The 22,699-nt window shown below is 61.1% G+C and carries 23 protein-coding genes, 3 tRNA genes and 1 pseudogene; 12 read left to right on the forward strand and 15 right to left on the reverse strand.

The genetic code is table 11. The features are described 5' to 3' along the window. Positions 1-234: 234 nt before the first annotated feature. Positions 235-1,482 carry a threonine ammonia-lyase gene (gene ilvA, locus ACN9MO_RS07185; protein WP_112996225.1) on the forward strand — a complete coding sequence of 416 codons (1,248 nt, stop codon included), beginning with the start codon at positions 235-237 and terminating at the stop codon, positions 1,480-1,482. 75 nt (positions 1,483-1,557) lie between these two features. After that, the gene (locus tag ACN9MO_RS07190; RefSeq protein ID WP_058322476.1) at positions 1,558-1,878 is read left to right on the forward strand and encodes an HlyU family transcriptional regulator; all 321 of its coding nucleotides are present in this window, start codon (positions 1,558-1,560) and stop codon (positions 1,876-1,878) included. Positions 1,879-2,055: 177 nt separating this feature from the next. Here ACN9MO_RS07190 and ACN9MO_RS07195 read toward each other — a convergent pair whose 3' ends face one another. Continuing rightward, complete coding sequence (locus tag ACN9MO_RS07195; RefSeq protein ID WP_162728130.1) at positions 2,056-4,029, reverse strand: bifunctional 2',3'-cyclic-nucleotide 2'-phosphodiesterase/3'-nucleotidase; 1,974 nt, start codon at positions 4,027-4,029, stop codon at positions 2,056-2,058. A 240-nt stretch (positions 4,030-4,269) separates the two neighbouring features. Between ACN9MO_RS07195 and ACN9MO_RS07200 the strand changes: the two genes are divergently transcribed. Beyond that, positions 4,270-5,517, forward strand: a complete 1,248-nt coding sequence (locus tag ACN9MO_RS07200; RefSeq protein ID WP_113133128.1) for a GGDEF domain-containing protein — start codon at positions 4,270-4,272, stop codon at positions 5,515-5,517. A gap of 15 nt (positions 5,518-5,532) precedes the next feature. Here the strand turns inward: ACN9MO_RS07200 and ACN9MO_RS07205 are convergent, their stop codons facing one another. Then, complete coding sequence (locus tag ACN9MO_RS07205) at positions 5,533-5,994, reverse strand: Lrp/AsnC family transcriptional regulator (RefSeq protein WP_057255972.1); 462 nt, start codon at positions 5,992-5,994, stop codon at positions 5,533-5,535. Between the two features lie 157 nt (positions 5,995-6,151). On the opposite strand from ACN9MO_RS07205, the gene ald reads away from it, so the two are divergent. After that, positions 6,152-7,270 (forward strand): alanine dehydrogenase, encoded by a 1,119-nt coding sequence (gene ald, locus ACN9MO_RS07210; protein WP_093232462.1) that lies wholly within the window; start codon positions 6,152-6,154, stop codon positions 7,268-7,270. A gap of 48 nt (positions 7,271-7,318) precedes the next feature. Here the strand turns inward: ald and ACN9MO_RS07215 are convergent, their stop codons facing one another. The 5 genes from ACN9MO_RS07215 to ACN9MO_RS07235 all read right to left on the reverse strand — a co-directional run bounded on the left by ACN9MO_RS07215 (position 7,319) and on the right by ACN9MO_RS07235 (position 11,114). Further along, complete coding sequence (locus tag ACN9MO_RS07215) at positions 7,319-7,786, reverse strand: DUF1203 domain-containing protein (RefSeq protein ID WP_093232463.1); 468 nt, start codon at positions 7,784-7,786, stop codon at positions 7,319-7,321. A gap of 91 nt (positions 7,787-7,877) precedes the next feature. Next, complete coding sequence (locus ACN9MO_RS07220) at positions 7,878-8,441, reverse strand: GNAT family N-acetyltransferase (protein WP_058322480.1); 564 nt, start codon at positions 8,439-8,441, stop codon at positions 7,878-7,880. A 4-nt stretch (positions 8,442-8,445) separates the two neighbouring features. Next, positions 8,446-9,300 carry a 3-mercaptopyruvate sulfurtransferase gene (sseA, locus tag ACN9MO_RS07225; RefSeq protein WP_425986981.1) on the reverse strand — a complete coding sequence of 285 codons (855 nt, stop codon included), beginning with the start codon at positions 9,298-9,300 and terminating at the stop codon, positions 8,446-8,448. Between the two features lie 16 nt (positions 9,301-9,316). Beyond that, positions 9,317-10,066, reverse strand: a complete 750-nt coding sequence (locus ACN9MO_RS07230; protein WP_112996223.1) for an alanyl-tRNA editing protein — start codon at positions 10,064-10,066, stop codon at positions 9,317-9,319. Between the two features lie 7 nt (positions 10,067-10,073). Further along, a complete protein-coding gene (locus tag ACN9MO_RS07235; RefSeq protein WP_057255987.1) occupies positions 10,074-11,114 on the reverse strand; it encodes a cysteine synthase A in 1,041 nt (346 codons plus the stop codon). 303 nt (positions 11,115-11,417) lie between these two features. On the opposite strand from ACN9MO_RS07235, the gene ACN9MO_RS07240 reads away from it, so the two are divergent. Further along, positions 11,418-12,257 (forward strand): SDR family NAD(P)-dependent oxidoreductase, encoded by an 840-nt coding sequence (locus ACN9MO_RS07240; protein ID WP_058322484.1) that lies wholly within the window; start codon positions 11,418-11,420, stop codon positions 12,255-12,257. Here the strand turns inward: ACN9MO_RS07240 and ACN9MO_RS07245 are convergent. The 5 genes from ACN9MO_RS07245 to ACN9MO_RS07265 form a co-directional block, all read right to left on the reverse strand. Continuing rightward, positions 12,245-12,571, reverse strand: a complete 327-nt coding sequence (locus ACN9MO_RS07245; protein ID WP_057255992.1) for an SMR family transporter — start codon at positions 12,569-12,571, stop codon at positions 12,245-12,247. The two genes, ACN9MO_RS07240 and ACN9MO_RS07245, sit on opposite strands and share 13 nt — an antisense overlap. Beyond that, a complete protein-coding gene (locus ACN9MO_RS07250) occupies positions 12,558-12,929 on the reverse strand; it encodes an SMR family transporter (protein ID WP_057255994.1) in 372 nt (123 codons plus the stop codon). Before ACN9MO_RS07250 ends, ACN9MO_RS07245 begins: the two co-directional genes overlap by 14 nt. An 80-nt stretch (positions 12,930-13,009) precedes the next feature. Further along, entirely contained in the window at positions 13,010-14,263 is a 1,254-nt protein-coding gene (locus tag ACN9MO_RS07255; RefSeq protein ID WP_110878387.1) for an SAM-dependent methyltransferase, read from the reverse strand. 93 nt (positions 14,264-14,356) lie between these two features. Continuing rightward, positions 14,357-15,805: a cryptochrome/photolyase family protein gene (locus ACN9MO_RS07260; RefSeq protein WP_112996222.1), complete on the reverse strand. Its 1,449-nt coding sequence runs from the start codon at positions 15,803-15,805 to the stop codon at positions 14,357-14,359. A 96-nt stretch (positions 15,806-15,901) separates the two neighbouring features. Continuing rightward, positions 15,902-15,976, reverse strand: a tRNA-Asn gene (locus ACN9MO_RS07265). Positions 15,977-16,132: 156 nt separating this feature from the next. Between ACN9MO_RS07265 and ACN9MO_RS07270 the strand changes: the two genes are divergently transcribed. The 4 genes from ACN9MO_RS07270 to ACN9MO_RS07285 all read left to right on the forward strand — a co-directional run bounded on the left by ACN9MO_RS07270 (position 16,133) and on the right by ACN9MO_RS07285 (position 18,085). Next, a complete protein-coding gene (locus tag ACN9MO_RS07270; RefSeq protein WP_375293108.1) occupies positions 16,133-16,429 on the forward strand; it encodes a hypothetical protein in 297 nt (98 codons plus the stop codon). Between the two features lie 160 nt (positions 16,430-16,589). After that, positions 16,590-17,312, forward strand: a complete 723-nt coding sequence (locus ACN9MO_RS07275) for a thermonuclease family protein (protein ID WP_425986986.1) — start codon at positions 16,590-16,592, stop codon at positions 17,310-17,312. A 152-nt stretch (positions 17,313-17,464) separates the two neighbouring features. Beyond that, positions 17,465-17,538, forward strand: a tRNA-Cys gene (locus ACN9MO_RS07280). A 214-nt stretch (positions 17,539-17,752) separates the two neighbouring features. Continuing rightward, complete coding sequence (locus tag ACN9MO_RS07285; RefSeq protein WP_065373759.1) at positions 17,753-18,085, forward strand: hypothetical protein; 333 nt, start codon at positions 17,753-17,755, stop codon at positions 18,083-18,085. A 90-nt stretch (positions 18,086-18,175) separates the two neighbouring features. On the opposite strand, the gene lexA is transcribed toward ACN9MO_RS07285, so the two are convergent. Continuing rightward, the gene (gene lexA, locus ACN9MO_RS07290) at positions 18,176-18,901 is read right to left on the reverse strand and encodes a transcriptional repressor LexA (RefSeq protein WP_112996220.1); all 726 of its coding nucleotides are present in this window, start codon (positions 18,899-18,901) and stop codon (positions 18,176-18,178) included. A 246-nt stretch (positions 18,902-19,147) separates the two neighbouring features. Then, positions 19,148-19,444, reverse strand: a complete 297-nt coding sequence (locus ACN9MO_RS07295; RefSeq protein ID WP_093232472.1) for a hypothetical protein — start codon at positions 19,442-19,444, stop codon at positions 19,148-19,150. 129 nt (positions 19,445-19,573) lie between these two features. On the opposite strand from ACN9MO_RS07295, the gene ACN9MO_RS07300 reads away from it, so the two are divergent. Further along, positions 19,574-20,380, forward strand: a complete 807-nt coding sequence (locus tag ACN9MO_RS07300; protein WP_162728123.1) for a hypothetical protein — start codon at positions 19,574-19,576, stop codon at positions 20,378-20,380. A 202-nt stretch (positions 20,381-20,582) separates the two neighbouring features. Next, on the forward strand, positions 20,583-21,104 hold the full coding sequence (locus ACN9MO_RS07305) for a hypothetical protein (protein ID WP_425986989.1): 522 nt from the start codon (positions 20,583-20,585) through the stop codon (positions 21,102-21,104). A 146-nt stretch (positions 21,105-21,250) separates the two neighbouring features. Here the strand turns inward: ACN9MO_RS07305 and ACN9MO_RS07310 are convergent. Then, a tRNA-Ser gene (locus tag ACN9MO_RS07310) sits at positions 21,251-21,340 on the reverse strand. Between the two features lie 312 nt (positions 21,341-21,652). On the opposite strand from ACN9MO_RS07310, the pseudogene ACN9MO_RS07315 reads away from it, so the two are divergent. Then, positions 21,653-22,683: pseudogene (locus tag ACN9MO_RS07315) on the forward strand (septal ring lytic transglycosylase RlpA family protein). Positions 22,684-22,699: the final 16 nt, after the last annotated feature.

Raw genomic sequence — 22,699 nt, forward strand, 5'->3', positions numbered from 1 at the left:
GCGGACGTCCCAGCCGTTGGGGATGCGGCTGCATTGTTCACGGCGGTCCGATTCGAGTCAAAGCGATGGCTTCGGGCGTTGCAATGTGCAATAGCCACAGCCACTAGAGCGCCGTGCGTTCAGATGAACGCACTAAGGACGCTCTAGCATTTTGATTCTAGAGCATCTGTCCGCCTCAAGTGATTCCACTTGAGAGCGGGATGCTCTAGCCAACTCAACGGAAGACAGCACGCGATGAAGCAGGATGTTGAAGCCGCAACCGAAGCCTTGCGGGAGATCTTCCCGCCGACGCCGCTGCAGCTCAACGAACACTTGAGCGCGCGCTACGGCGCCAACATCTACCTCAAGCGCGAAGACCTGTCGCCCGTCCGTTCCTACAAGATCCGCGGCGCCTTCAACTTCTTCCGCAAGGCGCTGGGCGCCGACGCATCCGGCAAGACATTCGTCTGCGCCTCGGCCGGCAACCACGCCCAGGGCTTTGCCTTTGTCTGCCGTCATTTCGGCGTGCCGGGCGTCGTTTTCATGCCGGTGACGACGCCGCAGCAGAAGATCGACAAGACCCGCATGTTTGGCGGCGAATTCATCACCATCCGCCTCGTCGGCGATATCTTCGACCAGTGCTACAAAGCGGCGCGCGATCACGTCGAAGAGATCGGCGGCGTCATGGTGCCGCCCTTCGATCATGCCGATATCATCGAAGGCCAGGCAAGCGTTGCCGCCGAAATTTCCTGGCAGCTGCCTGACGGTGTCACGCCTGATCTCGTTGTCCTGCCCGTTGGCGGCGGCGGCCTTGCTGCCGGTGTGACGGGTTATTTCAAGGACGTGGTTGAAGCGGATCATTTCATCTTCTGCGAACCCGTCGGTGCACCGAGCCTGCGCGAAAGCCTCGAAACCGGCAGCGTCGTGACCCTCGATCAGGTCGACAACTTCGTCGACGGTGCCGCCGTCGGACGGATTGGCGACCTCAATTTTGCAGCGCTTCGGCGCTTTTCTGCCGATCAGGTGATGCTTCTAGCGGAGAATGCAATCTGCCTGACGATCGTCGACATGCTGAATGTCGAAGGTGTGGTGCTGGAGCCGGCAGGGGCGCTTTCGGTTGCAGCCCTGGACGTACTCGGCCCCAAGAAACTGGCGGGCAAGACGGTGGTTGCCGTCGTCTCCGGGGGCAATTTCGATTTCGATCGTCTGCCCGACGTCAAAGAGCGGGCGATGCGCCATGCCGGGCTCAAGAAGTACTTCATTCTGCGCATGGCGCAACGGCCCGGCGCGCTTCGCGACTTCCTCAATCTGCTCGGCGACGAGGACGACATCTCGCGCTTCGAATACCTGAAGAAATCGGCGCGCAACTTCGGCTCCATTCTGATCGGCATCGAGACCAAACACGCCGAGAACTTCCCGGTCTTGAAGGCTCGCTTCGACGCCGCGGGGCTTCGCTACCAGGACATCACCGAGAACGAAATCCTCTCCAATCTCATCATTTAAACGGATCAGGGCGCTGCGGTTGATTATCGGCACTCAGGCTTTGACAGTGTCGGCCGCGGCGTCTAAGTCTTGGGCATGGCATCGTTTTTCTCGAAATTGTTCGGCCGTTCGGGCTCTTCTGAAAACCAGACGCAGGCTGCGCCTGGAAAGACCGAGGCCTATGCCGAATGCACCATCCGCGCGACGCCCATGCGTGAAGGCTCGCAGTTTCGTCTGGCTGGAAGCATCGAGAAGGCCTCGGCGGATGGCGGCACCAAGACCCGCAGCTTCATCCGCGCCGATCTCTTCACCTCGGAGCAGGACGCGATCGATGCCGCTCTGCGCAAGGGACGCCAGATCATCGACCAGACCGGCCCGTCGCTGTTTTCCGACGACGCCCAGTCGCGTCAGGTTTGATCAGACGCCGCCTGCAACGTAGCTAAATTGTCTCAGATGGTTAGCGGGCATTCTTAATGTCTCGTGCTAATTTTCATCGGTCTGCGTACGGATCACCGGACCAGCTAAATCTGCATCGTCCGCTCAAAATGATAGGCCGCCACAAGCAGGGCGGCCCGACCCTGGTTCGCCTGAAGCTCAGAGCTTGATCCGGAAGCGGGCAAAGCCTTCGGCGGAGTCACCGGCATCTTCGATCGTCACGCCCTTCACCTGTGCCAGGAACTGCCGGGCCTTCGGGCCGCTGTCGAAGGTCACGGTCGTATTGGCGAGTGGCACGAAGGTCCAGTTGGCGTCGGCAGATGGGTTGATCGTGCCCTGATCGATGATGTAGCGCACCACGACGTCGCGGTTGGTGTCGGGGGCTACGAACACCACTTTGTCGGCGGCGATGTCGGGGAAATTGCCGCCGCCGCCGGCCCGGTAGTTGTTGGTCGCAACCACGAATTTCTGCGCTGCGTCAATCGGTTGCCCGTTGAACTGCAGGTTCTTGATACGGTTCGACGACGCATTGATCGTGTTGCCGTCCTTGTCGAACTTCGGCGGCACGGAAAGGTCGATCTGATAGGTGACGCCGTCGATGACGTCGAAATTATAGGACGGGAAACCGCCGTTGATCAGCGGCGCGTCCGAGGCGCCTGGTTTGACTTCGTTGAAGATGCCGGCTGACATTTCCAGCCAGTTGCGCACCTGGTCGCCGGTTATGACGACGGCCTGCACCGTATTCGGATAGAGATAGAGGTCGGCGACGTTCTTGATCGCGATGTCGCCGGCGGGGACGTCGGTGTAGTAGTCCGCGCCACCGCGGCCGCCGGCCTTGAAGGGGGCGGCGGCCGAAAGTACCGGCAGGTCGCGATACTCGGTCGCCTTCAGCATGTCCTTGATGTACCAGGTCTGCGCCTGGCTGACGATCTGCACGGACGGGTCGTCGGCGACCAGGGCGAAGTAGGAATAGAGCGGCGCACTGGTCTTGCCGACAGGCGTGCGCACATAGGCGAGCGTTGCCTCGTGGTCCTTCTTCGCGGCGGCCAGGACCTCCGGCTTGTCGGCGACCTCGGCGATCACCTTCTTCTCTTCGCGACGGTAGATCGGCCGCGCCTCGCTGGTTGAACTGACGACACGCCAGGCGCCACCCTCCCGTTCGATCAGCAGGTCGATCAGGCCGAGATGCGAGCCCCAGAAGCCACCCATGACGCCGGGCTTGCCGGAGATCAGGCCCTTCGTGTTATCGACCCCCGCGATGCCGTCGAACTTCGGCCCGGGGAAATCCAGGTGGCTATGGCCGGTCACGATCGCATCGATGCCTGCGACCGCCGCAAGCGGCACCGAAGCGTTCTCCAGGTTCTCGGCATAGCCCTGCTGGCCGATGCCCGAATGCGAGAGAGCGACGACGATATCAGCACCTTCCTCGCGCATCTGCGGCACCCAGGCTTCGGCGGCCTTGACGATGTCTCGGGCGTTGGCCTTGCCTTCGAGGTTCTTGGCGTCCCAGGTCATGATCTGTGGTGGAACGAAGCCGATGAGGCCGATGCGAACCTGATGTTCCGCGCCGGAGCCGTCTTTCACTTTTCGGTCGAGAATGACGTAAGGCTTGAGAAACAGCTCATCCTGACGTCCGTTGGCGGCAAGTGCGCCCTTCGTCAGGTTGGCGCAGACCAGCGGGAAGTTCGCGCCGTCCAGGACCTTGAACATGAAGTCCAGGCCATAGTTGAATTCGTGGTTGCCAAGCGTGCCGCAATCATAGCCGAGCACGTTCATGGCGGCGATGACAGGGTGGATATCGCCGTCCTTCATGCCGCGCTGATAGGCAATGTAGTCGCCCATCGGGTTGCCCTGGAGGAAGTCGCCATTGTCGACCAGGATGGAGTTTGTCGCTTCGGCTCGGATGGCGTCGATGATCGAGGCGGTGCGCGCAAGGCCGACCGTATCGTTGGGCTTGTCGCCGTAATAGTCGTAGGGAAAGACGTGCACGTGCAGGTCCGTCGTTTCCATGATTCTGAGATGCGCCTGGTTGGCGGCGGCGCGGACGGAGAAGGGGTGCAGCATGACAAGCGCCGAAGAAGCCGCGGCCCCCGCGAGAAGCGAACGGCGCGTAAGGTGGAGCGGGGATGTCATCGATGGCATGCGGTCCTCCATTTATCAAGGATCCCGGTTTTTCCGAGACGAGTGCAATCCGGAGTTTTGTTCGCGGCTGCGCGAACCATGGTGGGTTGGCGGCGACTATGCCGGAAAGGCGACATTTTCGAAAGCGGCAGATTTTCGCATTCCGGCGGCTGACAGCCGCGGGTTCCGCTAAAGTTTTCTTCAAACTTCCTGTTTAACCGTGCTTCGGGAAACGGAACTTTTTCCAAGCACATGCCAAACGCCAACCTTCTTCTCTTCGTCGGCGAGGCGCTGGTCTACGTTACGGCGATGATCGGGCTGCTGCATCTTCGCGCCCGTTTGGGGCTTGGCGTCTTCGTCGCCGCACTCGGCGTCATGCACTTCATCGAGACCTATCTCGCCGCAGTCTTCTATGTGCAATTGCCGTACGGCGTGATCTCGCCAGGCTCTGCTGTGCTTTTCTCCGGCAAGCTGATGATGATCCTGCTGCTCTATGTGAAGGAAGACGCGGCAACCGTTCGCCAGCCGATCTACGGGCTGCTCGCCGGCAACTTCCTGACGGTGGCACTGAGCCTTCTGTTGCGCCAGCACGACACCGTAGCGATCGTGGCGGAGCGGTCCGCCGACCTCGCCTTCATCGATGAGATGGGCTGGCTGATGGTCTGGGGCACGACCATCCTCTATTTCGATTCGCTGATGATCATTCTGCTTTACGAGCGGCTGGGCCGGTGGTTGCGGCGCTTCGTGACGCTCCGATTTCTCATCTGCGGCGTTGTCGTGCTGACATTCGATCAGGCTGCCTTCTACGCGGCACTTCGCTGGTGGAACGGTGCACCCTTCGAGGTCTTCTGGGGTGGTTGGATGGCGAAGATGCTGGCAGCACCCTTCTATGCGATCGCGATCGGACTTTATCTCAATGCCTCGCGCCATCCGTTCCTGGCGATGTCGGACCGGCCGCTTGGCGATATCTTCAATGCATTGACGTTCCGCGAACGCTACGAGGACCTGCTGTCACGGTCCGGTCAGGATACGCTGACGGGTTCGCTCGATCGCAGCCGGTTCGAGATCGAAGCGCCGGCAATGCTGCGCGCGGCGAGCGCCGACAATGCGGCCGTCACCTTGATGATCATCGACGTCGACCATTTCAAGGGCGTCAACGACCGCTTCGGCCACCAGGAGGGCGACCGCGTCCTGCAGCGGCTGGTCGAGACGGTGAAGTCGAAATTGCGTCCGGTCGACCGACTGTTTCGATATGGTGGCGAGGAGTTCGTGATCCTTTGCCCGGCAATGGCCCATGGCGATGCCTTGCGGCGCGCGGACGAGATTCGCGTTGCCGTGTCGGATCGCGTCTCGACCCCGGACGGACGGCCGGTGACCGCAAGCATCGGTCTATCGTCGACGCCGGACGACGGGGCGGCGATCGAGAGCCTGTTGTCGGAGGCAGATCTTCGGCTCTACGCCGCCAAGGGACGGGGCCGCGACTGCGTCGTCGGCCGTTAGGCTGCATTCATTCCTTCAAATGCCGACATTCGGCCGGTCGATCACTTCCCGCAGCGAGAAGCTGGAATTGATCTTGACCACATGGGGCAGCGCCGAGAGCCAGTCGCGGTGGATGCGCTCGTAGTCCTGAAGGTCCTTGGCCGCCACCCTCAGGATGTAGTCGTACTCGCCTGACATCAGGTAGCAGACGAGCACGTTCGGACAGAGCTTCACCGCCGCTTCGAACTCGGCGAGTGTCTTGGCGAACTGGCCCGACAGCGAAATATGGACGATCACCATGATCTGGTAGTCGAGCGCCTTATGGGCGATGCGGGCATGATAGCCGGCGATCGTTCCTGATTTTTCCAGGATATCGACTCGTCGCGAACAGGCGGACGGAGAGAGCCCGACCTTCGCCGCGAGGTCGGCATTCGAGATGCGGCCGTTCTGCTGGAGAATGCGCAGAATCGCATGATCGATGGCATCGAGTTCGCTCATTCGTGTTTTCCCCCAATCATGCGTCACTTCACGCAATATTCTTCGAAATCAATGCGCCCCGGGTTTCGTCTTTGCAAGGACATTCGATTCACGGCGTGTTTTGCTGAATGCCTCGTCAAAAGTGGCGAAAAGCCCATAACAGGAGAGGAACGCGAGGATGCGTGTCGGTTGCCCGAAGGAAATCAAAAACCATGAATATAGAGTCGGCCTGACGCCCGGCTCGGTGCGTGAATATGTTGCCCATGGCCACGAGGTGATCGTGGAAACCAAGGCCGGGGCAGGGATCGGCGCGGATGACGATTCTTACCGTGCCGCTGGCGCGAAGATTGTCGCGACGGCAAAGGAAGTGTTCGAAAAATCGGACATGATCGTCAAGGTCAAGGAGCCACAGCCCTCCGAATGGGTGCAGCTCCGCGAAGGCCAGATTCTCTACACCTATCTGCATCTTGCGCCCGATCCGGAACAGACCAAGGGTCTGCTCAATTCGGGCGTCACGGCGATCGCCTATGAAACCGTCACGGACGATCGCGGCGGTCTGCCGCTGCTTGCGCCGATGTCCGAGGTTGCCGGACGCCTGGCCATCCAGGCGGGCGCGACGTCGCTGCAGAAGGCCAATGGCGGCCGCGGTATCCTGCTCGGCGGTGTGCCGGGTGTGCTGCCGGCTAAGGTGACCGTCATCGGCGGTGGCGTCGTCGGCCTGCATGCGGCGCGCATGGCTGCCGGGCTTGGCGCCGACGTCTCCATTATCGATCGCTCGATCCCGCGCCTACGCCAACTCGACGATCTCTTCGCCGGCCGCGTGCACACACGCTACTCGACCATCGACGCACTGGAAGAGGAAGTCTTCTCCGCCGATTTGGTAATTGGGGCAGTGCTCATCCCGGGGGCTGCAGCGCCGAAGCTCGTGACCCGCGAAATGCTGACCGGCATGAAGAAGGGGGCCGTCATCGTTGACGTCGCGATCGACCAGGGCGGCTGCTTCGAGACGTCCCACGCGACGACGCATTCCGACCCGACCTACGAGGTCGATGGCATCGTGCACTATTGCGTGGCGAACATGCCGGGCGCCGTGCCGGTGACCTCTGCGCATGCGCTCAACAACGCCACGCTGCACTACGGCCTGCAGCTCGCGGATAAGGGCCTGAAGGCGATCGCCGAGGACCGGCATCTGCGTGCCGGTCTGAACGTTCATCGCGGACGCGTCACCAACGCGCCGGTGGCCGAAGCGCTCGGTTATGATGCCTTTGCACCCGAGGCGGTGCTGAGCGTCGCCTGACGGAAAGATGCTTTCGGCCCGGCAGCAATGCCGGGCCGAATTTGGTGGTCAGGTCAGCTCGATCCGGCACTGGTAACAATTGTTCTTGGCCGAACGCACATGCACGGAGGAAACGTCCGGTCGGGCCAGCAGTTCTTCCGCTCGCGCCTGCAACTGCTCCGTCGGAACGACACCGCCGGTCCCGTAGACGATCCGTTCGCTCTCGCCATAACCGCGCAGCAGATAGCTGACACTCGAAGCCAAGATCGGCGGAAGCGTATCGCCGTCATGCGCCGGACATTCCTCGGCATGCATGAACACAGGGCCGGTCTCCGCATAGGGCTGCAACGTCGAAAACGGCCGCAGAGCGAAGATCAGATAGGGCTCGCCGGCTCCGACATTGCGCAGGCAGTGCCGGCAGGGCACGCCGTCACCATCGGAAATCTCTCGCTCCGGCCGGTTGCCATAGGCATCCGGCCCGCCCTCGCGGATCCGCCGCGCTTCGTCGTCGGACATCGGAATGTAGCGCAACGTCATGGCGCATCTCCTTGATGGGTTCGATTGTTCGATCAGGAGATTGCACCGGTCGCGATCGTTTCGACACCCGGAACTTGCCGGGCGAGATGCGTCAGAGATTTTTCGCCAGGGTCAGCAGTTCGTCGTCGGTCAGAGGTTCCACCGTGGTCTCACGGGTGGCGACCGGCGAGAAGCCGAATTGCTGGTAAAGCTGCAGTGCGCGGGGGTGATCCAGATTGTTGGTCGTTACCGTCAGCTTGCTCGGGTTCAGCGCCCAGGCGGCAAACAGCGTCTGGAGCAGGAACCACTTGCCGAGGCCAAGGCCGAGCGCATGTTCCATCAGCCCGAAATGGACAAGCTCGACGACGTCATCCTCGCCCTGGTGCAGCTCGAAGAAACCGGCCGGCGCGCCGTTCACATAGAGCACCGTGACACTCGTGCGCTTGTCGCCGAGCACGGCAGCGAGTTCCTCGTCGTTCATCCGCAGCCGCTCGGTCCAGTGCCAGCGGCGGCCGACACGCAGGTACAGGAATCGATAGTAGCTGAGCGGAATGTCGGAGACGCGCAGGATGGCGGTCTGGATATTGACGGGCATCGGCAGGCTTTGCTTCGGCGGCGCCGTCATCTCGAGTTCGGTTACATGTGCTGTGAGGGAGGCGAGCTTTGGCGAGCGCATGATATCACTCTCGACCGGTTACGATCGTCGTGTCTGCGCGGCCACCCCACTCCGACCAGGAACCGTCATAGAGCGTGTTGTCCGTGTGGCCGAGCGATTGCAGCGCCAGCGTGATGATGGCGGCGGTGACACCGGAGCCGCAGGTCGTAACGACAGGTTTGGAAAGATCGACGCCGGCGTCGGCGAAGGTTTGGCGAAGCGTCGCGAGATCCTTGAACGTTCCGTTTTCCGAGAAAGTGCCGGAGGGAAGGCTGTACGCCCCGGGCATATGGCCAGAGCGCATGCCGGCACGCGGCTCCGGCTCCTCGCCATAGAAGCGTCCGGCACCGCGGGCATCGGCGATCTGGATCGAGCCATCGGCAACGATTTCCGTCATCCGTGCGAAGGAGGTCACGGCCGCCGGATTGAAATTGACGTTGAACGTTACCGGCTTCGGTGAGGGGACCGCGGTGCTGACGGGGCGCCCCTCCGTGTTCCAGCCGTCCATGCCGCCGTCGAGCACGTAGACGTTCCTGGCGCCCATGATGCGCAGCATCCACCACACGCGTGGAGCGGTCATGATGCCGGGACCGTCGTAGACGACGATCGTGTCCTTTTCGCTGACGCCCAGCGCACCAACCGCCGAGGCAAAGGCTTCCGGCGAGGGCAGGGTGTGAGGCAGGCCACTCGTGTGGTCGGCAATAACGTCCTGATCGAAGAAGACGGCACCGGGAATGTGCCCGGCATCGTATTCCGCCTTCGGGTTGCGGTTCTGGGCCGGCAGGTACCAGGCGGCGTCGAGGATCCGTATCGAGGGATCGCCGAGGCGCTCCTGCAGCCAATCAGCCGATACGACAAAGGCGCTTTTGTTGTTGGTCACGGTCGCAACTCCCTACTCAAACTGATGCGCGATCTTCGGGCATGCCGAAGCGGATACGGAACCGACGGTTCTCCTTACCCTTTTTCTCGATCTTGGCGATGTGGATGGCGCCCACTTCCTGCGTTTCCGACACATGGGTACCGCCGCAGGGTTGGCTGTCGATCGCCGAGTTTTCGCCGATGCAAACGAGGCTGACGCGCCCAAGGCCAACAGGCGGGCGCACATTCTTCGATTTGACGATGCCGGGATTGGCGGCGCGTTCGTCGTCGGTGATCCACTGGACGTAGACAGGATGGTTTTCTTCGACGAGCTTCATCAGCGCCGTGGTGACTTCGTCCCTGTCGATCGTCTCGCTCATGTCGAAATCGACACGGCTCTCGTCTTCGCCGACCGAGGCTCCGGTGATCGGGAAGGGGCAGACGACCGAGAGCAGATGGCAGGCGGTGTGCATTCGCATCAGGCGATAGCGGCGGGGCCAGTCGATATGCAGAACGAGTTTCTCGCCAACGGCGGGTACCGGCTGCCCTTCGGCCGGCACATGGACGATGATGTCCTTGGTTTCGCCGTGACGGGCGACCGCGATGTCGATCCGGCTGCCGTCGGCCCGCTCCAGAAAGCCGGTGTCGCCGGGCTGGCCGCCGGAGGCTGCATAGAAGCAGGTTTGATCCAGCTCGATCCCGCCATCTTCCAGAATTCCGGTGACGCTTGCTTCGCAGGTCGAGAGGTAGAAATCGTCTCGGAAAAGGGCGGTCACGGTCCTGGTCATCGCATTCCTATCCAACTGATTCGTATGGCACTGCAATGTGGGAAGACGTCTTCAACCAGGTCGGTACAGGCAGTCCCTTGGAGGCCAGGAAGTCCGGGTTGAAGAGCTTCGACTGATAGCGGTTACCATAGTCGCAGAGGATCGTCACGATCGTATGTCCTGGACCGAGCTCCCTGGCGAGACGAACCGCACCGGCGATGTTGATGCCCGTCGAACCGCCGACGCAGATGCCTTCGCGCTCGATCAGGTCGAAGACATAGGGGACCGCTTCCGAATCGGGAATCTGGTAGGAGAAATCCGGCGTGAAGCCCTCGAGATTGGCGGTGATGCGGCCCTGGCCGATGCCCTCGGTGATCGAGCTGCCCTCGGACTTCAGTTCGCCGTTGGTATAGAAGTTGTAGAGTGCCGCCCCTTGCGGATCCGCAAGGCCGATCTTGATCGCCGGGTTCTTCGCCTTCAGCCCCTGTGCAACGCCGGCGAGCGTGCCGCCGGAGCCGACGGCGCAGATGAAGCCATCGACCTTGCCGTCCGTGTCGCGCCAGATCTCCGGCGCCGTGGTTTCCACATGCGCGTCACGGTTGGCGACGTTGTCGAACTGGTTGGCCCAGATGGCGCCGTTCGGCTCGGTCTTCGCCAGTTGCTCGGCGAGCCGGCCGGAGATCTTCACGTAGTTGTTGGGGTTCTTGTAGGGAACGGCCGGCACTTCGACGAGCTCGGCGCCAAGCAGCCGCAAGGCGTCCTTCTTTTCCTGGCTCTGGGTTTCCGGAATGACGATGACGGTGCGATAGCCAAGTGCCTGGCCGACCAGCGCCAGCCCGATGCCGGTGTTGCCGGCCGTGCCTTCGACGATGACCCCGCCCGGGCGCAACTGTCCGCTCCGTTCCGCTTGCCGGATGATCCAGAGTGCGGCGCGGTCTTTCACCGATTGCCCCGGATTGAGGAACTCGGCCTTGCCGAGGATGTCGCAGCCCGTGGCCTCCGACACGGCCTTCAGCCGAATCAAGGGTGTGTTGCCGATCGCTTCGAGGACGGACGGTAGGATGGCCATTTTCAGAACCTCGTGTTTGAGGACAGGCGCCGGGGCAGGGCGACACGTACCAGGGAAATACGAACGGCGGCTGACGAAAATCAACAACGATCCCGGACCGCCGAAATGTTGGCGTGTTTTCGGCTCAGCCTGCACTTCAGGCAAGAAATAGCGTTTCGCCGCCGCTCTGTCCCGAACAAAAATCGTCTCCAAGGCATGTGGGGCTCAGCGGCAAAGAGCGTTGCCGCGATGAAGGGCCGGGCAAGACTTTTTCGCCCACAAGGAGATGCGTGCGTGTTTCCGGCGCGTGCCGAGGAGTGAGTGATGAGTATTCAGTCTGCGAAATCCGAACATAAACTGGCTTGGGTTACCGGCGCGAGCGCGGGTATCGGGCGGGCGCTGGCGCTCAAGTTGGTGCGTGAAGGCTATTCGGTGGTCGTCACCGCCAGAAGTCACGAGAAGCTGGTGGACCTGCAGCATGAGGCGGCGGGTGACGGAAGGATCACGGTTCTCGACGGCGACGTCACCGACCCAAAGGACATGGAGCGCGTGTTGGCTGCGATCGAGTACGATCATGGCCACCTGTCATTGGTGATCCTCAATGCCGGAGTGGCCGTCCCGGTGCGAGGCGATGATCTCCATCGCGAAGCCTTCGAGAAGAGTTTCGCAGTCAATCTCAATGGGGTGGTCAACTGCCTGCTGCCGGCCGTTGCGCATATGAAGGCGCAGGGCTTTGGCCACATCGCCATCGTGTCTTCCGTTGCCGGCTATGGCGGGTTGCCTACCAGCGCCGCCTACGGCGCCTCCAAGGCTGCGTTGATCAATATGGCCGAAAGCCTCAAGTTTGATCTCGATCGGATCGGCATCCGCCTGCAGATCATCTGCCCCGGTTTTGTCGATACGCCCGGCACCGCACGAATCCGCTTTCCGCGCCCGGCTCTCGTCACCTCCGAACAGGCGGCGGATCGCATCATCGCGGGTTTGAAGTCCAGGCGCTTCGAAATCACCTTCCCGCGGCATTTCACCTATGCGGTGAAGCTGATGCGTCTGCTGCCCTATAGCCTCTATTTCGCTCTTATCAGGCGGCTGACGGGTGTCGTGACCGAGGCAAGAGAAGCGAAAAAGCACGCCGGCTCCGGCGAGCATCGGCGTCAGGCCGTGTGAAGCACCAGCACGGCGCCGAAGATGAGGCCAAGCCCGACCCAGCCGATCGGCTTCAGTTTCTGTCCGAAGAGCAGCCGTCCGCAGATGGCCGTTCCGAAGATGCCGGTCGCGCCAAGCACGGCATAGGCGATAGCGAGTTCCATGCCCTTGATCGCCTCGGCAAGCAGCGCGAAGGCGGCAAGCACCAGCAGGATGGAGAGGGCGCCCCAGCCGCGTCGGGCAAACCCTTCCGATTTCGTCGAGGCGAGGTTGGCGGCGACATCGAGGATGCCTGCCATCACGGCCAAGGCGAAGTAGATGCTAGGCGCGCTCATTGGCTGCTCCTTCCACCGCGGCCTCGTCCTCGTCATGGCGTTCGCCGGCATTGACAAGCAATATGCCGACGATCGCCATCGAAAGCCCCAGCATTTCGCGTCCGGTCAACACATGGCCGAAGACGAAAACGGAAACCAGCGTGATGATCGCGACGCCAGAACCTTCCCATATTGCATAGGCGACACCGACGGAGATCGTCTTCACGGCCTTGGCCAGGAAGACGTAGGAAAGCGCGATCGAGACATACATGACGATGTGGCCGAGATAAGAGCCGCTCGAAGAGGCGGCCTTCATCACCGTCAGGCCCACCACTTCGGTCGCGATGGCGAGCGCGAGGAAAAACCATGCAAGGCGCATGCGGAACCTTCAAAAGAGAATTGGAACGACCGCCTCTTAAGCGCAACCCGTGACGCGGTAAAGACGCGCCATGCGCGTTCCTATTCGAAGACGATCTGCCGGACGTCGATGTTGCGGGCGCGAAAGCCGGCTTCGCAGTAGTAGAAATAGAACTCCCACAGCCGCTTGAAGCGCAGGTCGAAGCCCAACGGCTCGATCCTGTTCCAGACCGACCAGAAGCGCTCGCGCCATTCGCCGAGTGTCCGGGCGTAATCGATGCCGAAGCCGAAATCGTTGATCATGCGCAGGCCGACATGGCGGCCAAGGTCGATGAGATGTTCGCGCGTCGGCAGCATTCCACCCGGGAAAACGTATTTCTGGATGAAGTCCGGATTGGAGCGGTACTCCTCATAGGCTTCGGGCTTGATGGTGATGATCTGCAGGCCGGCCTTGCCGCCGGGCTTCAGGCACCGCTTGAGCTGCGAGAAATAAGTCGCCCAGAACTTTTCGCCGACCGCTTCGAACATTTCGATCGAGACGATGCGGTCATAGGTGCCTTTTTCCTCGCGGTAGTCCTGGAATTTCAGTTCGACGCGGTCGGCAAGGCCGGCCCGGTGGATGCGTTCGCGGGCGAAGGCCAGTTGCTCGCGGCTGATCGTCAACCCGGTCACCTTGCAGCCGATCTCGCTCGCTGCAAATTCCGCAAAGCCGCCCCAGCCGCAGCCGATCTCCAGCACGTGGTCGCCAGCGCGCAGGTTGGTGGCTTCCGCCAGAGCGCGATATTTGGCCGCCTGCGCGGAGCGAAGGTCGTTGGCGCCGGTGGCGTAGAGTGCGGACGAATAGGTCATGCTCGGATCCAGCCATTCGCTGTAGAAGGCGTTGCCGAGGTCATAGTGAGCGGAGATGTTGCGGCGTGCGCCGGTTTTCGTATTCGCGTTGCGCCAGTGCAGGAACTTTTCGACAAGATGAAGCAGGCCGCGCGCCCGGTTCGGGAAGTGCTTGCCGATCTCGGCATTGACGAGGAAGAGCTCGAGAAAAGCGCCGACATCGGGACTGTCCCAGTCGCCGTCGATATAGCTTTCGGCAGCCCCGATCGTGCCGCCTGTCACGGCGCGTTGCGGCAGGTTCCAGTTGTTCAAGGTGAGAATCGCGCTTGGGCCCGCTCTCTTACCCCTCATCACCAGTTTGCGGCCATCCGGCACCGTGAGCATCAATGTCCCGGCCTGAAGATGCACGAGCGCGCTGAGCACCATGCGTGCCTTCAATGGGAAATCCCGCAGGACCATCGAGAGATTCTCGGCGGAAAGCTCCTGTGCGCCGTTGAACGCGGCGAGACTTGCTTCCAGCTCACGCATACACCACCCCCTCAGCTGTTGCATCCGTAAGGTGAGCCTAGCGGCAATCGCCCGAGACGCCAACCATGGATTTCTACCGGGTGCGCGTATCCGTTACGGTTCTCTTGGCGGGCTTGTGATCTCGCGGAACGCTGCAAGCGCCCGATCCCGCGCAAGGGCGTGGTCGACGATCGGTTTTGGATAGGTTGTGCCGAGTTCGATGCCGGCGCCCGAAAGCACGGCAGCCGGAGCCGCAAAGGGGCGATGGATGTAGCGTGGCTCAAGCCGATCGAGTTCCGGTATGAATCGCTTCACATAGGCTCCATCCGGGTCGAATTTTTCGCCTTGGAGAACAGGATTGAAAATCCGGAAGAACGGCGCAGCATCCGCGCCCGATCCCGCGACCCATTGCCAGCTTGCGGCGTTGTTGGCCGGATCCGCATCCACGAGGGTGTCGCGAAACCATTGTTCGCCTTTCCGCCAGTCGATCAGCAGGTCCTTGATGAGGAACGAGGCGGCGATCATCCGCACGCGATTGTGCATGTAGCCATGCCGCCAGAGCTGGCGCATGCCGGCGTCGACGATCGGGAAACCGGTCAAACCCTTGGTCCAGCGGGAAAAATCTCCTTCGTGGTCCAGCCAGCGGAAACGATCGAACCGGCGATCGAGATTGCGACGCGGGAGTTCGGGATAGTGAAACAACAGATGGTAGGAGAATTCGCGCCAGGCGATCTCCTTGCGAAAGGTGGCAACACCTTCACCGCCATCGGTCTCGATTCCCTGCGTCGCGTGCCAGACCTGCGCCGGCGAGATTTCTCCGAAGGCGAGGTGAGGAGAGAGCAGGGATGTGCCGTCAGCCTCTGGACGGTCCCGGCGCACTTTGTAGTCTGCAAGCTTTTCGTCGATAAATTCGTCGAGGCGAGTGGTCGCGCCTTTTTCCCCCGGCGCCCATATTTCGCTGAACGTCGCTGCCCAGTTCGGTTTCGTTGGCAGAAGCGACCACGCGTCAAGCTGTTCTGAAGGGGGCCAGCTTTCCGGCGTCGCGATCTTTTGCGGCTCGTCGATCGGTGGAGCCGGCTCAACCTTCGCTTCGAGCGCGCGCCAGAAAGGCGTGAACACGCGATAGGGCCCACCGGTCGTCGTCAACAAGCGCATGGGCTCGTGCAGCAATTGCCCGGCAAAGCTCTCGGCCGCGATGCCCTGAGCTGCGAGTGCTTTCTTCAGGGCCGTATCGGTGGCAATGCCACACGGGTCGTAGCGGCGATTCCAATGGACACGCTTCGCTCCCGATAGGCGCGACACTTCGCTGAGGACGTCCAGTGGGTCGCCGGAGCGGAGAATGAGTCGCGAGCCGAGCCGGCCCAGTCGAGCCTCCAACACTTCCAGCGAATGGTGCAACCACCATTGCTGCGCCGTGCCCAGCGGACCGTTGCCGCTTTCGTTCGGCTCCCGGATATAGAGCGGAATGACGGCAGCCTCATTGGCCGCAGCCGCAAGGGCCCTGTTGTCGCCAAGGCGCAGGTCCTTGCGGAACCAGACGATGATGGGCGCCGCGTTTGTCATAGGTGCCGTCTAGGACTGGGATTGATCACCGAGGGAACTTAGGTGCAAAATGAAAAAGAGCCATTCGCATTTTCTGCAAATGGCTCTTTTTGAAACTGGCTCCCCGGGCCGGATTCGAACCGGCGACCTGTCGATTAACAGTCGAATGCTCTACCGCTGAGCTACCAGGGATCATCCGCGCCGCTGTTTCGCTGTGCGCTTCAGAAGTGAGGCTGCTAATACGCATGCTTTTCCGATTTGCCAAGCGGTTTTTTCAAAAAAAATGACAAGTTCGGTTGCGAGGCTGTGGAGAAGTCCCCAATTGTGGGAAAAGATGCCGGATAGGGAATGATGAATAAAAACAGGAAGCAGCCGCATTTCGGGATTGATCCGCAGACGCGTCAGATCGTGCTCGGGAAGTGGCGCATCACGCTGCCGGAATCGCCACTGCTGCGTATCCTGTTGGGCTCGCTTCTGGTGTTCTTTGGTTTTCTTGGCTTTCTGCCGGTGCTCGGCTTCTGGATGATACCGCTGGGCCTCATCGTGCTTTCGCACGATATCCCATCCGTCCGCCGTCGCCGGCGTCGCCTGGCTGTTTGGTGGGCGCGCTGGCGCGGACGAGCCGATTCTTCGAACGGCTCGTGAACCGGAGCTATTGCGGTCAACCGTCCCGGATGCCTCGGCTTCGATTCTCTGCCAATTGATTCCCAGCGAAGCGGCTGAACCCTTTGTTGAGGGAGGCCGCCGAAAACTTTTCGGCAACCCATCAAACGCATAATGCGGTCGCGAATCAGGATGGGAACGCATGGCCAAAGCCACTACGAAACGTCGAAGCCGGAATTCCGGTCGGAGCAGGGGCAAACAAGGCGGTATGGCGCCGTGGTATCTGGCCGCCGCACTCACTGTCGGCGGCGTGGTCGCTTACGATCATCGCGCCGAACTGAAACATTGGCCGGTGGTATCGGACGTGGTCGCGTCCACGTCCCGACACGAGTCGAGGCCGAAGCCCGTTCGTGTCGCGCAGAAAGCGGACGAGCGTCCCGCGCAACAGGCGGAGAAGCGGAAGCCGAATCCGGTGACAAGAGTTGCCCTTGCCGCTCCGGTGCCGTCCGTTGACGTCGGCGCCAAGGCGCCGACACCCGTGGTGCGGCCCAGTGAGGAAGTGAAGACGGCATCCGTTCGCACGGATCAGTTTTATTTCTGCGGGATTCGCAACGACAACTGCGTGATCGACGGCGCCACCTTCCTGTACCACGGCGAAACGATCCGCGTCGCAGACGTCGAGGCGCCGCGTATTCGCCAGGCAAGCTGCGACAAGGAACGTTCGCGCGGCTTCTATGCCAAGCAGCGCCTGCGCGAATTGTTGAATGCGGGTGACTTCAGGCTGGAAACGGCGAGCGGCCGTCAGGATGCCAAGGCCGGTGAAAAGCTGCGGCTGGTCACCCGCGGCGACCAGTCTATCGGGCGTGTGCTCGTATCCGAGGGGCTGGTGCGGCCGTGGACAGGACACGCGACGCCCTGGTGTTGAGGCCACCCCAGATGCGATCGGCGGAGGTTCGCGATCGCTCTGTGGAAAGTATCCGTCTTACAAATCGACGGCGCGTTTTTCGGAAAATGCCTCTTGCGGTTTTTCTGCAATCATTCTAAATCCGCGCCAACGCTCGGTTATCCGAGCTGTGAGGCCTCGTGGCGGAGTGGTGACGCAGAGGACTGCAAATCCTTGTACCCCGGTTCAATTCCGGGCGAGGCCTCCAATAACTCTCACCTCATTTTAGTGCGGATAGACGTTCTGCCTCAGGGCAGAGCGATTGTGTGTGTTTGCCTCCACACGCCCGCACAAGCCACGTCTTCTAAGCCACTATCGGATCTTATCGCTTCGGTGAAATCGGTAGAGGGGGAACGATGACTCCGCTGACATCAGCCGCATCGGTAGCGTCCGTCATCATCAAAACGGAGGCAATCGCATATATGAAGACGAAACTTGTCCTGACGGCCTTGGCCCTCTTCGCTGCGACCACATTTGAGGCGCAGGCAGAGGATCTGGTTTTCAAGCTGAAGAACAACACCAACGCAGTGCTGACGAACTTCTATACGTCGCCTGTGGGCGTCAATGAGTGGGAAGACGATGTTTTCGGCCGGCAGGTGCTGAACCCAGGGGAAGACATGGAGATCACCATCGCCGACGGCCGGGAGGTCTGCAAGTACGACATGCGCTTCGAGTTCGAAGAAGGCTCCGGCCTCGATACGACCGAAGACATGCAGGACCTCTGCGAGCTCGGCGAGTACACCATCCACGAGTAAGAGGCGTGCCTTCAGGTCGCCTTCAATAAACAGAGCCTCGCAGCCGCAAGCGGTGGCGAGGCTCGGTCGGATGCCAGGTTTCCCTCGGAATCAGTGGTAGCGGCGGATCAGCCCGACGAGCTTGCCCTGGATCTTCACCCGATCGGGCCCAAAAATCCTTGTTTCGTAGGCAGGGTTCGCGGCTTCGAGCGCGATCGATGCGCCCTTGCGCCGGAAGCGCTTCAGCGTCGCTTCCTCATCATCCACGAGCGCCACGATGATATCGCCGGGATTGGCCGTATTGCCATTGCGGATGATCACCGTGTCGCCGTCGAAGATGCCGGCTTCGATCATCGAGTCGCCCTTGACTTCGAGAGCGTAGTGTTCGCCGTTGCCGATCATGTCGAGCGGTATGGTAATGTCGTGCGTGTTGTTCTGGATCGCCGAGATCGGCACACCGGCAGCGATGCGGCCCATGACCGGGACGGAAACCGATGTGTTGTCGGCCACGGGCGTGGGCTTTGGCGGTGCGGCAGGAGCGGCCGCTGGCGCCTTGCCGAGGCTGCCCTCGATCACGCTGGGCGAGAAGCCGCGGCGGGGCTGCTGCTGGCTTGACGCGTAGGCTTCCGGAAGCTTGATGACCTCGAGCGCGCGGGCTCGGTTCGGCAGACGGCGAATGAACCCGCGTTCTTCGAGTGCCGTGATCAGACGGTGAATGCCGGACTTCGACGCCAGGTCGAGCGCATCCTTCATTTCATCGAATGATGGTGGGACGCCTGACTCCTTCATGCGTTCGTGAATGAAGAGAAGCAATTCCTGTTGCTTGCGGGTCAGCATGGCACGTCGCTCCCAGAGGCGTGAAACAAATCAAGAACAGACACTATCTGTTCCATATGTGTTCCGCAAGTGCCTAAAATTCCGTGAATTCAGACAATTGGCGCGTCTGTGCGTGTCGATTGGTCACTTTTACGGGAGCAGAGCGGGTTTGGGCGATGATCGTGCCCAAACGGAGGGCCGTGGGGCAGCGCGTTGCGCGACGGCACGGCGATTCGAACGAATCGCGAGCGTTTTTGTGCAAAGAGGCTAGGCCGGCTGCGTGGCGGCGCAGGCGTCTTCGAATTCCTTCACCGTCTCGGCGCTGTTGTCTTCTGGAAGTACGGCATCCGCCGCATCGGTCGCGACCGGCCTGTCGCCATCATAGACGAACGACTGGATGTAGAACGCGATCGCACCCTTCCACACCTTGCGTCCATCGATCTGATGGCACGGCACGGCGCTCTCGAAATCGGTCTGAAGTTCGTCCACCGTGGCGGCGCTGAGCTTGACGTCAGGCATATTAGGCGACGCGACTATCGAAGCGAGAAGCAGGGCGGCAAGCACGGTGATCGTCCACTTTGATGCAAGGGTGGGACTACGGGGCGGTTAACGATGTGAACCGCGCTTTCGTTCCGAAGTCCAGCAAGCTTGGCGATCACTGTCATGTGTTCAACAGCTCTTTGAGTGCAGGCTGTGGCCGTTTTGCGCCAGGGGCACGCAGCGGCGAAGCCGCCTCAGCCTGGCGCGCCGTCCGCGCTGCAATCGCTTGGGTTGCGCCAAGTCGCGGCCTCGCTGCCGGCGTGCACAAATCCGTGTTGTGAAGATGCCGCACGTCTCGACAGGTTGCGGGAAAAATGGGGTGGTTGCATGCGTAGATTGTCGTTGGCGGTTCTCTGTCTGTTGGTGGCGGCGGGAGCGGCCGCTGCTGAAGAAGGGCGTTCGAATATCTGGAAGGAGATCAATGCCTGGACGGTGGGCTCCGATCCGTCCTTGGGCGGCTCGTGCTATGCGGCCACGAGCTACGACGGCGGAATGATCCTTCGAATCGGCTTTTATCCGAGAGGATCGGCGAACCTGGCGTTTCTTTCGATCGGCAATGCCAACTGGAAATCGATCGAGCCGCAGAGGGAGTATGACGTCGCCTTGCAGCTCGACCGTGGCCGCCAGTGGCCGGCTGTCGCGTTCGGCGTGGACCTCACAGGCTCGAAGGCTCTGGTCGTCAACTTCTCCAACACCGACTTCTTCACCGAATTCGTGCGCAAGAACACGCTGGCGCTGGCGTTCGAAGGGCGCGTGGTGGCGAGCCTCAGCCTGCGCGATTCGATGAAGGCCGTCAGCGAGATGTTCAAATGCCAGGAGGCGCTGATTGCGTTGATGCCAAACGGCGGGCAGGGGGCGGCCGCCGATCCGTTTGCGGGCGCTGGCGGGAATGCGCCAAACAATGACCCCTTTGCTGGCGGCGGCCAGACCAAGTCGTCGAAAGATCCCTTTGCCATGTGATCTTGGCGTGAGCGTCGTTCCGCTGGGAGGTGAATATTCCTAAGATTTTGCATGGGTGCGGGTTACCCACCCTCGACAGTCACGCGGCGACCTATCAAAATGCGGGCAAACGGGGGATTTGCATGCGTAGATTGCTGTTCGGATTGGTGAGCTGTCTGATGGCCACGGGACCGGCCGTGGCTGAGGACTCCGAGATCATCAAATGGAAGGAAGTCGGCGCTGGACCGTTGCTTCCGACACGTCGATGGAAGGCTCGTGTTTCATCACGTCGATGTTCGAAGGCGGAATCAGGCTGCGCCTGGGGTTCTATCCCAAGGGCTCCGAATCGCCGCTCTACATGAGTTTCGCCAGCGACGACTGGAAGTCGCTCGAGGTCGGCAAGGACTATGACCTGACGTTCCGCTTCGACAAGAGCGATCCCTGGAGTGCGGCGGCGACCGTCGCCGGCGACGAGAGCGGCAAGTTCCTCTTCGTGAACGTCACCGATGCGGAATTCCTGACGGGGTTCGTGCGCAAAAGGACGTTGGCGATCGCCTTTGACGATCGCGTTGTCGCAAACCTCAGTTTGCGCGGCACCGGCCCGGCGGCGGAAGAACTCCTGAAATGCCAGCGGGCCGTGGATGAGATCATCGCCGACGAGGGCCGCAAATCCAAGGAGAAGAAGTCCGATCCGTTCAACGCGCCGAGCGAGAAACGCTCAGCGCGTGATCCGTTCAGCCTCTAACCCGCGGCTTGAGTGAAGGGCGGAGGGCCCAGTCGTCGTCTGCCCGAGGCGAACCAGACGGCGCTGACGCCTGCCGACGTACGCTCATTAAAGTGAAGCACCGCCAGGGATGGCGGTCCATCGTCGGACTATATTCCTTGGGAAAATGGCGGACAGGGTGGGATTCGAACCCACGGTACGGTTTCCCGTACGCTGGTTTTCAAGACCAGAGCCTTAAACCACTCGGCCACCTGTCCTTGCCTGAAGTCGCAGTCAACTGCCTACCGGGCACGGCGTTATTGCGCGAAGCCCTGTCGCTTTGCAAGATTTAACATGCGTCGCTGAAAGATTTTCTCGATGGCCGGACTGGAGTGCGCGGGCACGCTCCGCCGGTAATCATCTGTAAACCATAACGCATGAAATCCGGCGCTGATCTGTGGATGAGTTCGCATTTTCGCCTTGTTGCTGTCATGTTTACTCGACTGTTCCGTTTCGGGACGCCGAGATTTCCGCTGGGGGCATGAGCGGAAGGTTTCGAGTACGGCTATTCGATCGATGTTGTGGGACAGATGACCTCCAGTAAAAATGCGGCATATCTGGTCAAGGGACTGCGCCTTGCGGCGGTCCCGATGCTGTGCGTGACACTCGCAGCCTGCGGATCGATATCGAGCGTCAAGAAAACTGCTCGTAGCAAGGAATACTTTCCCGAGTCCGTCTATGGCGTAAAGGCGAGCCCGCGTGTTGCCACCGGCAACAATATTCCCAAGGGCGGCGGACGCTTTCAGGTCGGCAAGGCCTATCAGGTCAAGGGCAAGTGGTACCAGCCGAAGGAAGACTTCGGTTACAACAAGACCGGTACGGCTTCCTGGTACGGCTCGGCTTTCCACGGCCGGCTGACCGCCAATGGCGAAGTTTACGACAAGGCGCATCTGTCGGCCGCCCATCCGACGTTCCCGCTGCCGAGCTACGCGCGCGTCACGAATATGGAAAACGGTACGTCGGTCATCGTGCGCGTCAATGATCGCGGCCCCTATGAATTCGGCCGCATCATCGACGTCTCCTCGAAGACGGCTGACATGCTCGACATCAAGCGCAAGGGCAGCGCGCAGGTGCGCGTGCAGTATGTCGGCCGCGCGCCGCTTGAAGGCAACGACATGCCCTATCTGATGGCGTCCTACGTTCAGAAGGGCGAACGTGGCCCGAGCGTGATGCCGGAAGGCCAGATCGCGACCGGCGTAATGGTCGCCTCCAACGAGCCGTTCCGCAATCAGACCCTTGGCACGATCACCGTCCCCGCAAAGGCCTCGCTCGATGTTGGCGAACCGGTGACGGCGCTCGCAGCCCCCGTGCCGCAGTCCGCCCAGCCGCAATCGCTGAACGAGTTCGTGATGCTGCCGGAAATCGGCCCGATCCCGCGTGAGCGGCCCGAGTTCATCCCGATGCCCGACGGCAACATGGCGTATGCTGCAGCTTACGTCGAAGTCCGCGTCAGCGACGCCGAATCGCCGTTTGAAGCGATTATGGTCGACCGGAAGCAGCTTACCCCCAAGTGATTGTCGATTACGCCAAACGCCAGAAAGCAAGCGGTTCTGTCCGATAACCGCAGGCGGCGTTGT

The sequence above is a fragment of the Ensifer sp. R-19 genome (genome assembly GCF_049905105.1).
Taxonomy (GTDB): Bacteria; Pseudomonadota; Alphaproteobacteria; order Rhizobiales; family Rhizobiaceae; genus Ensifer.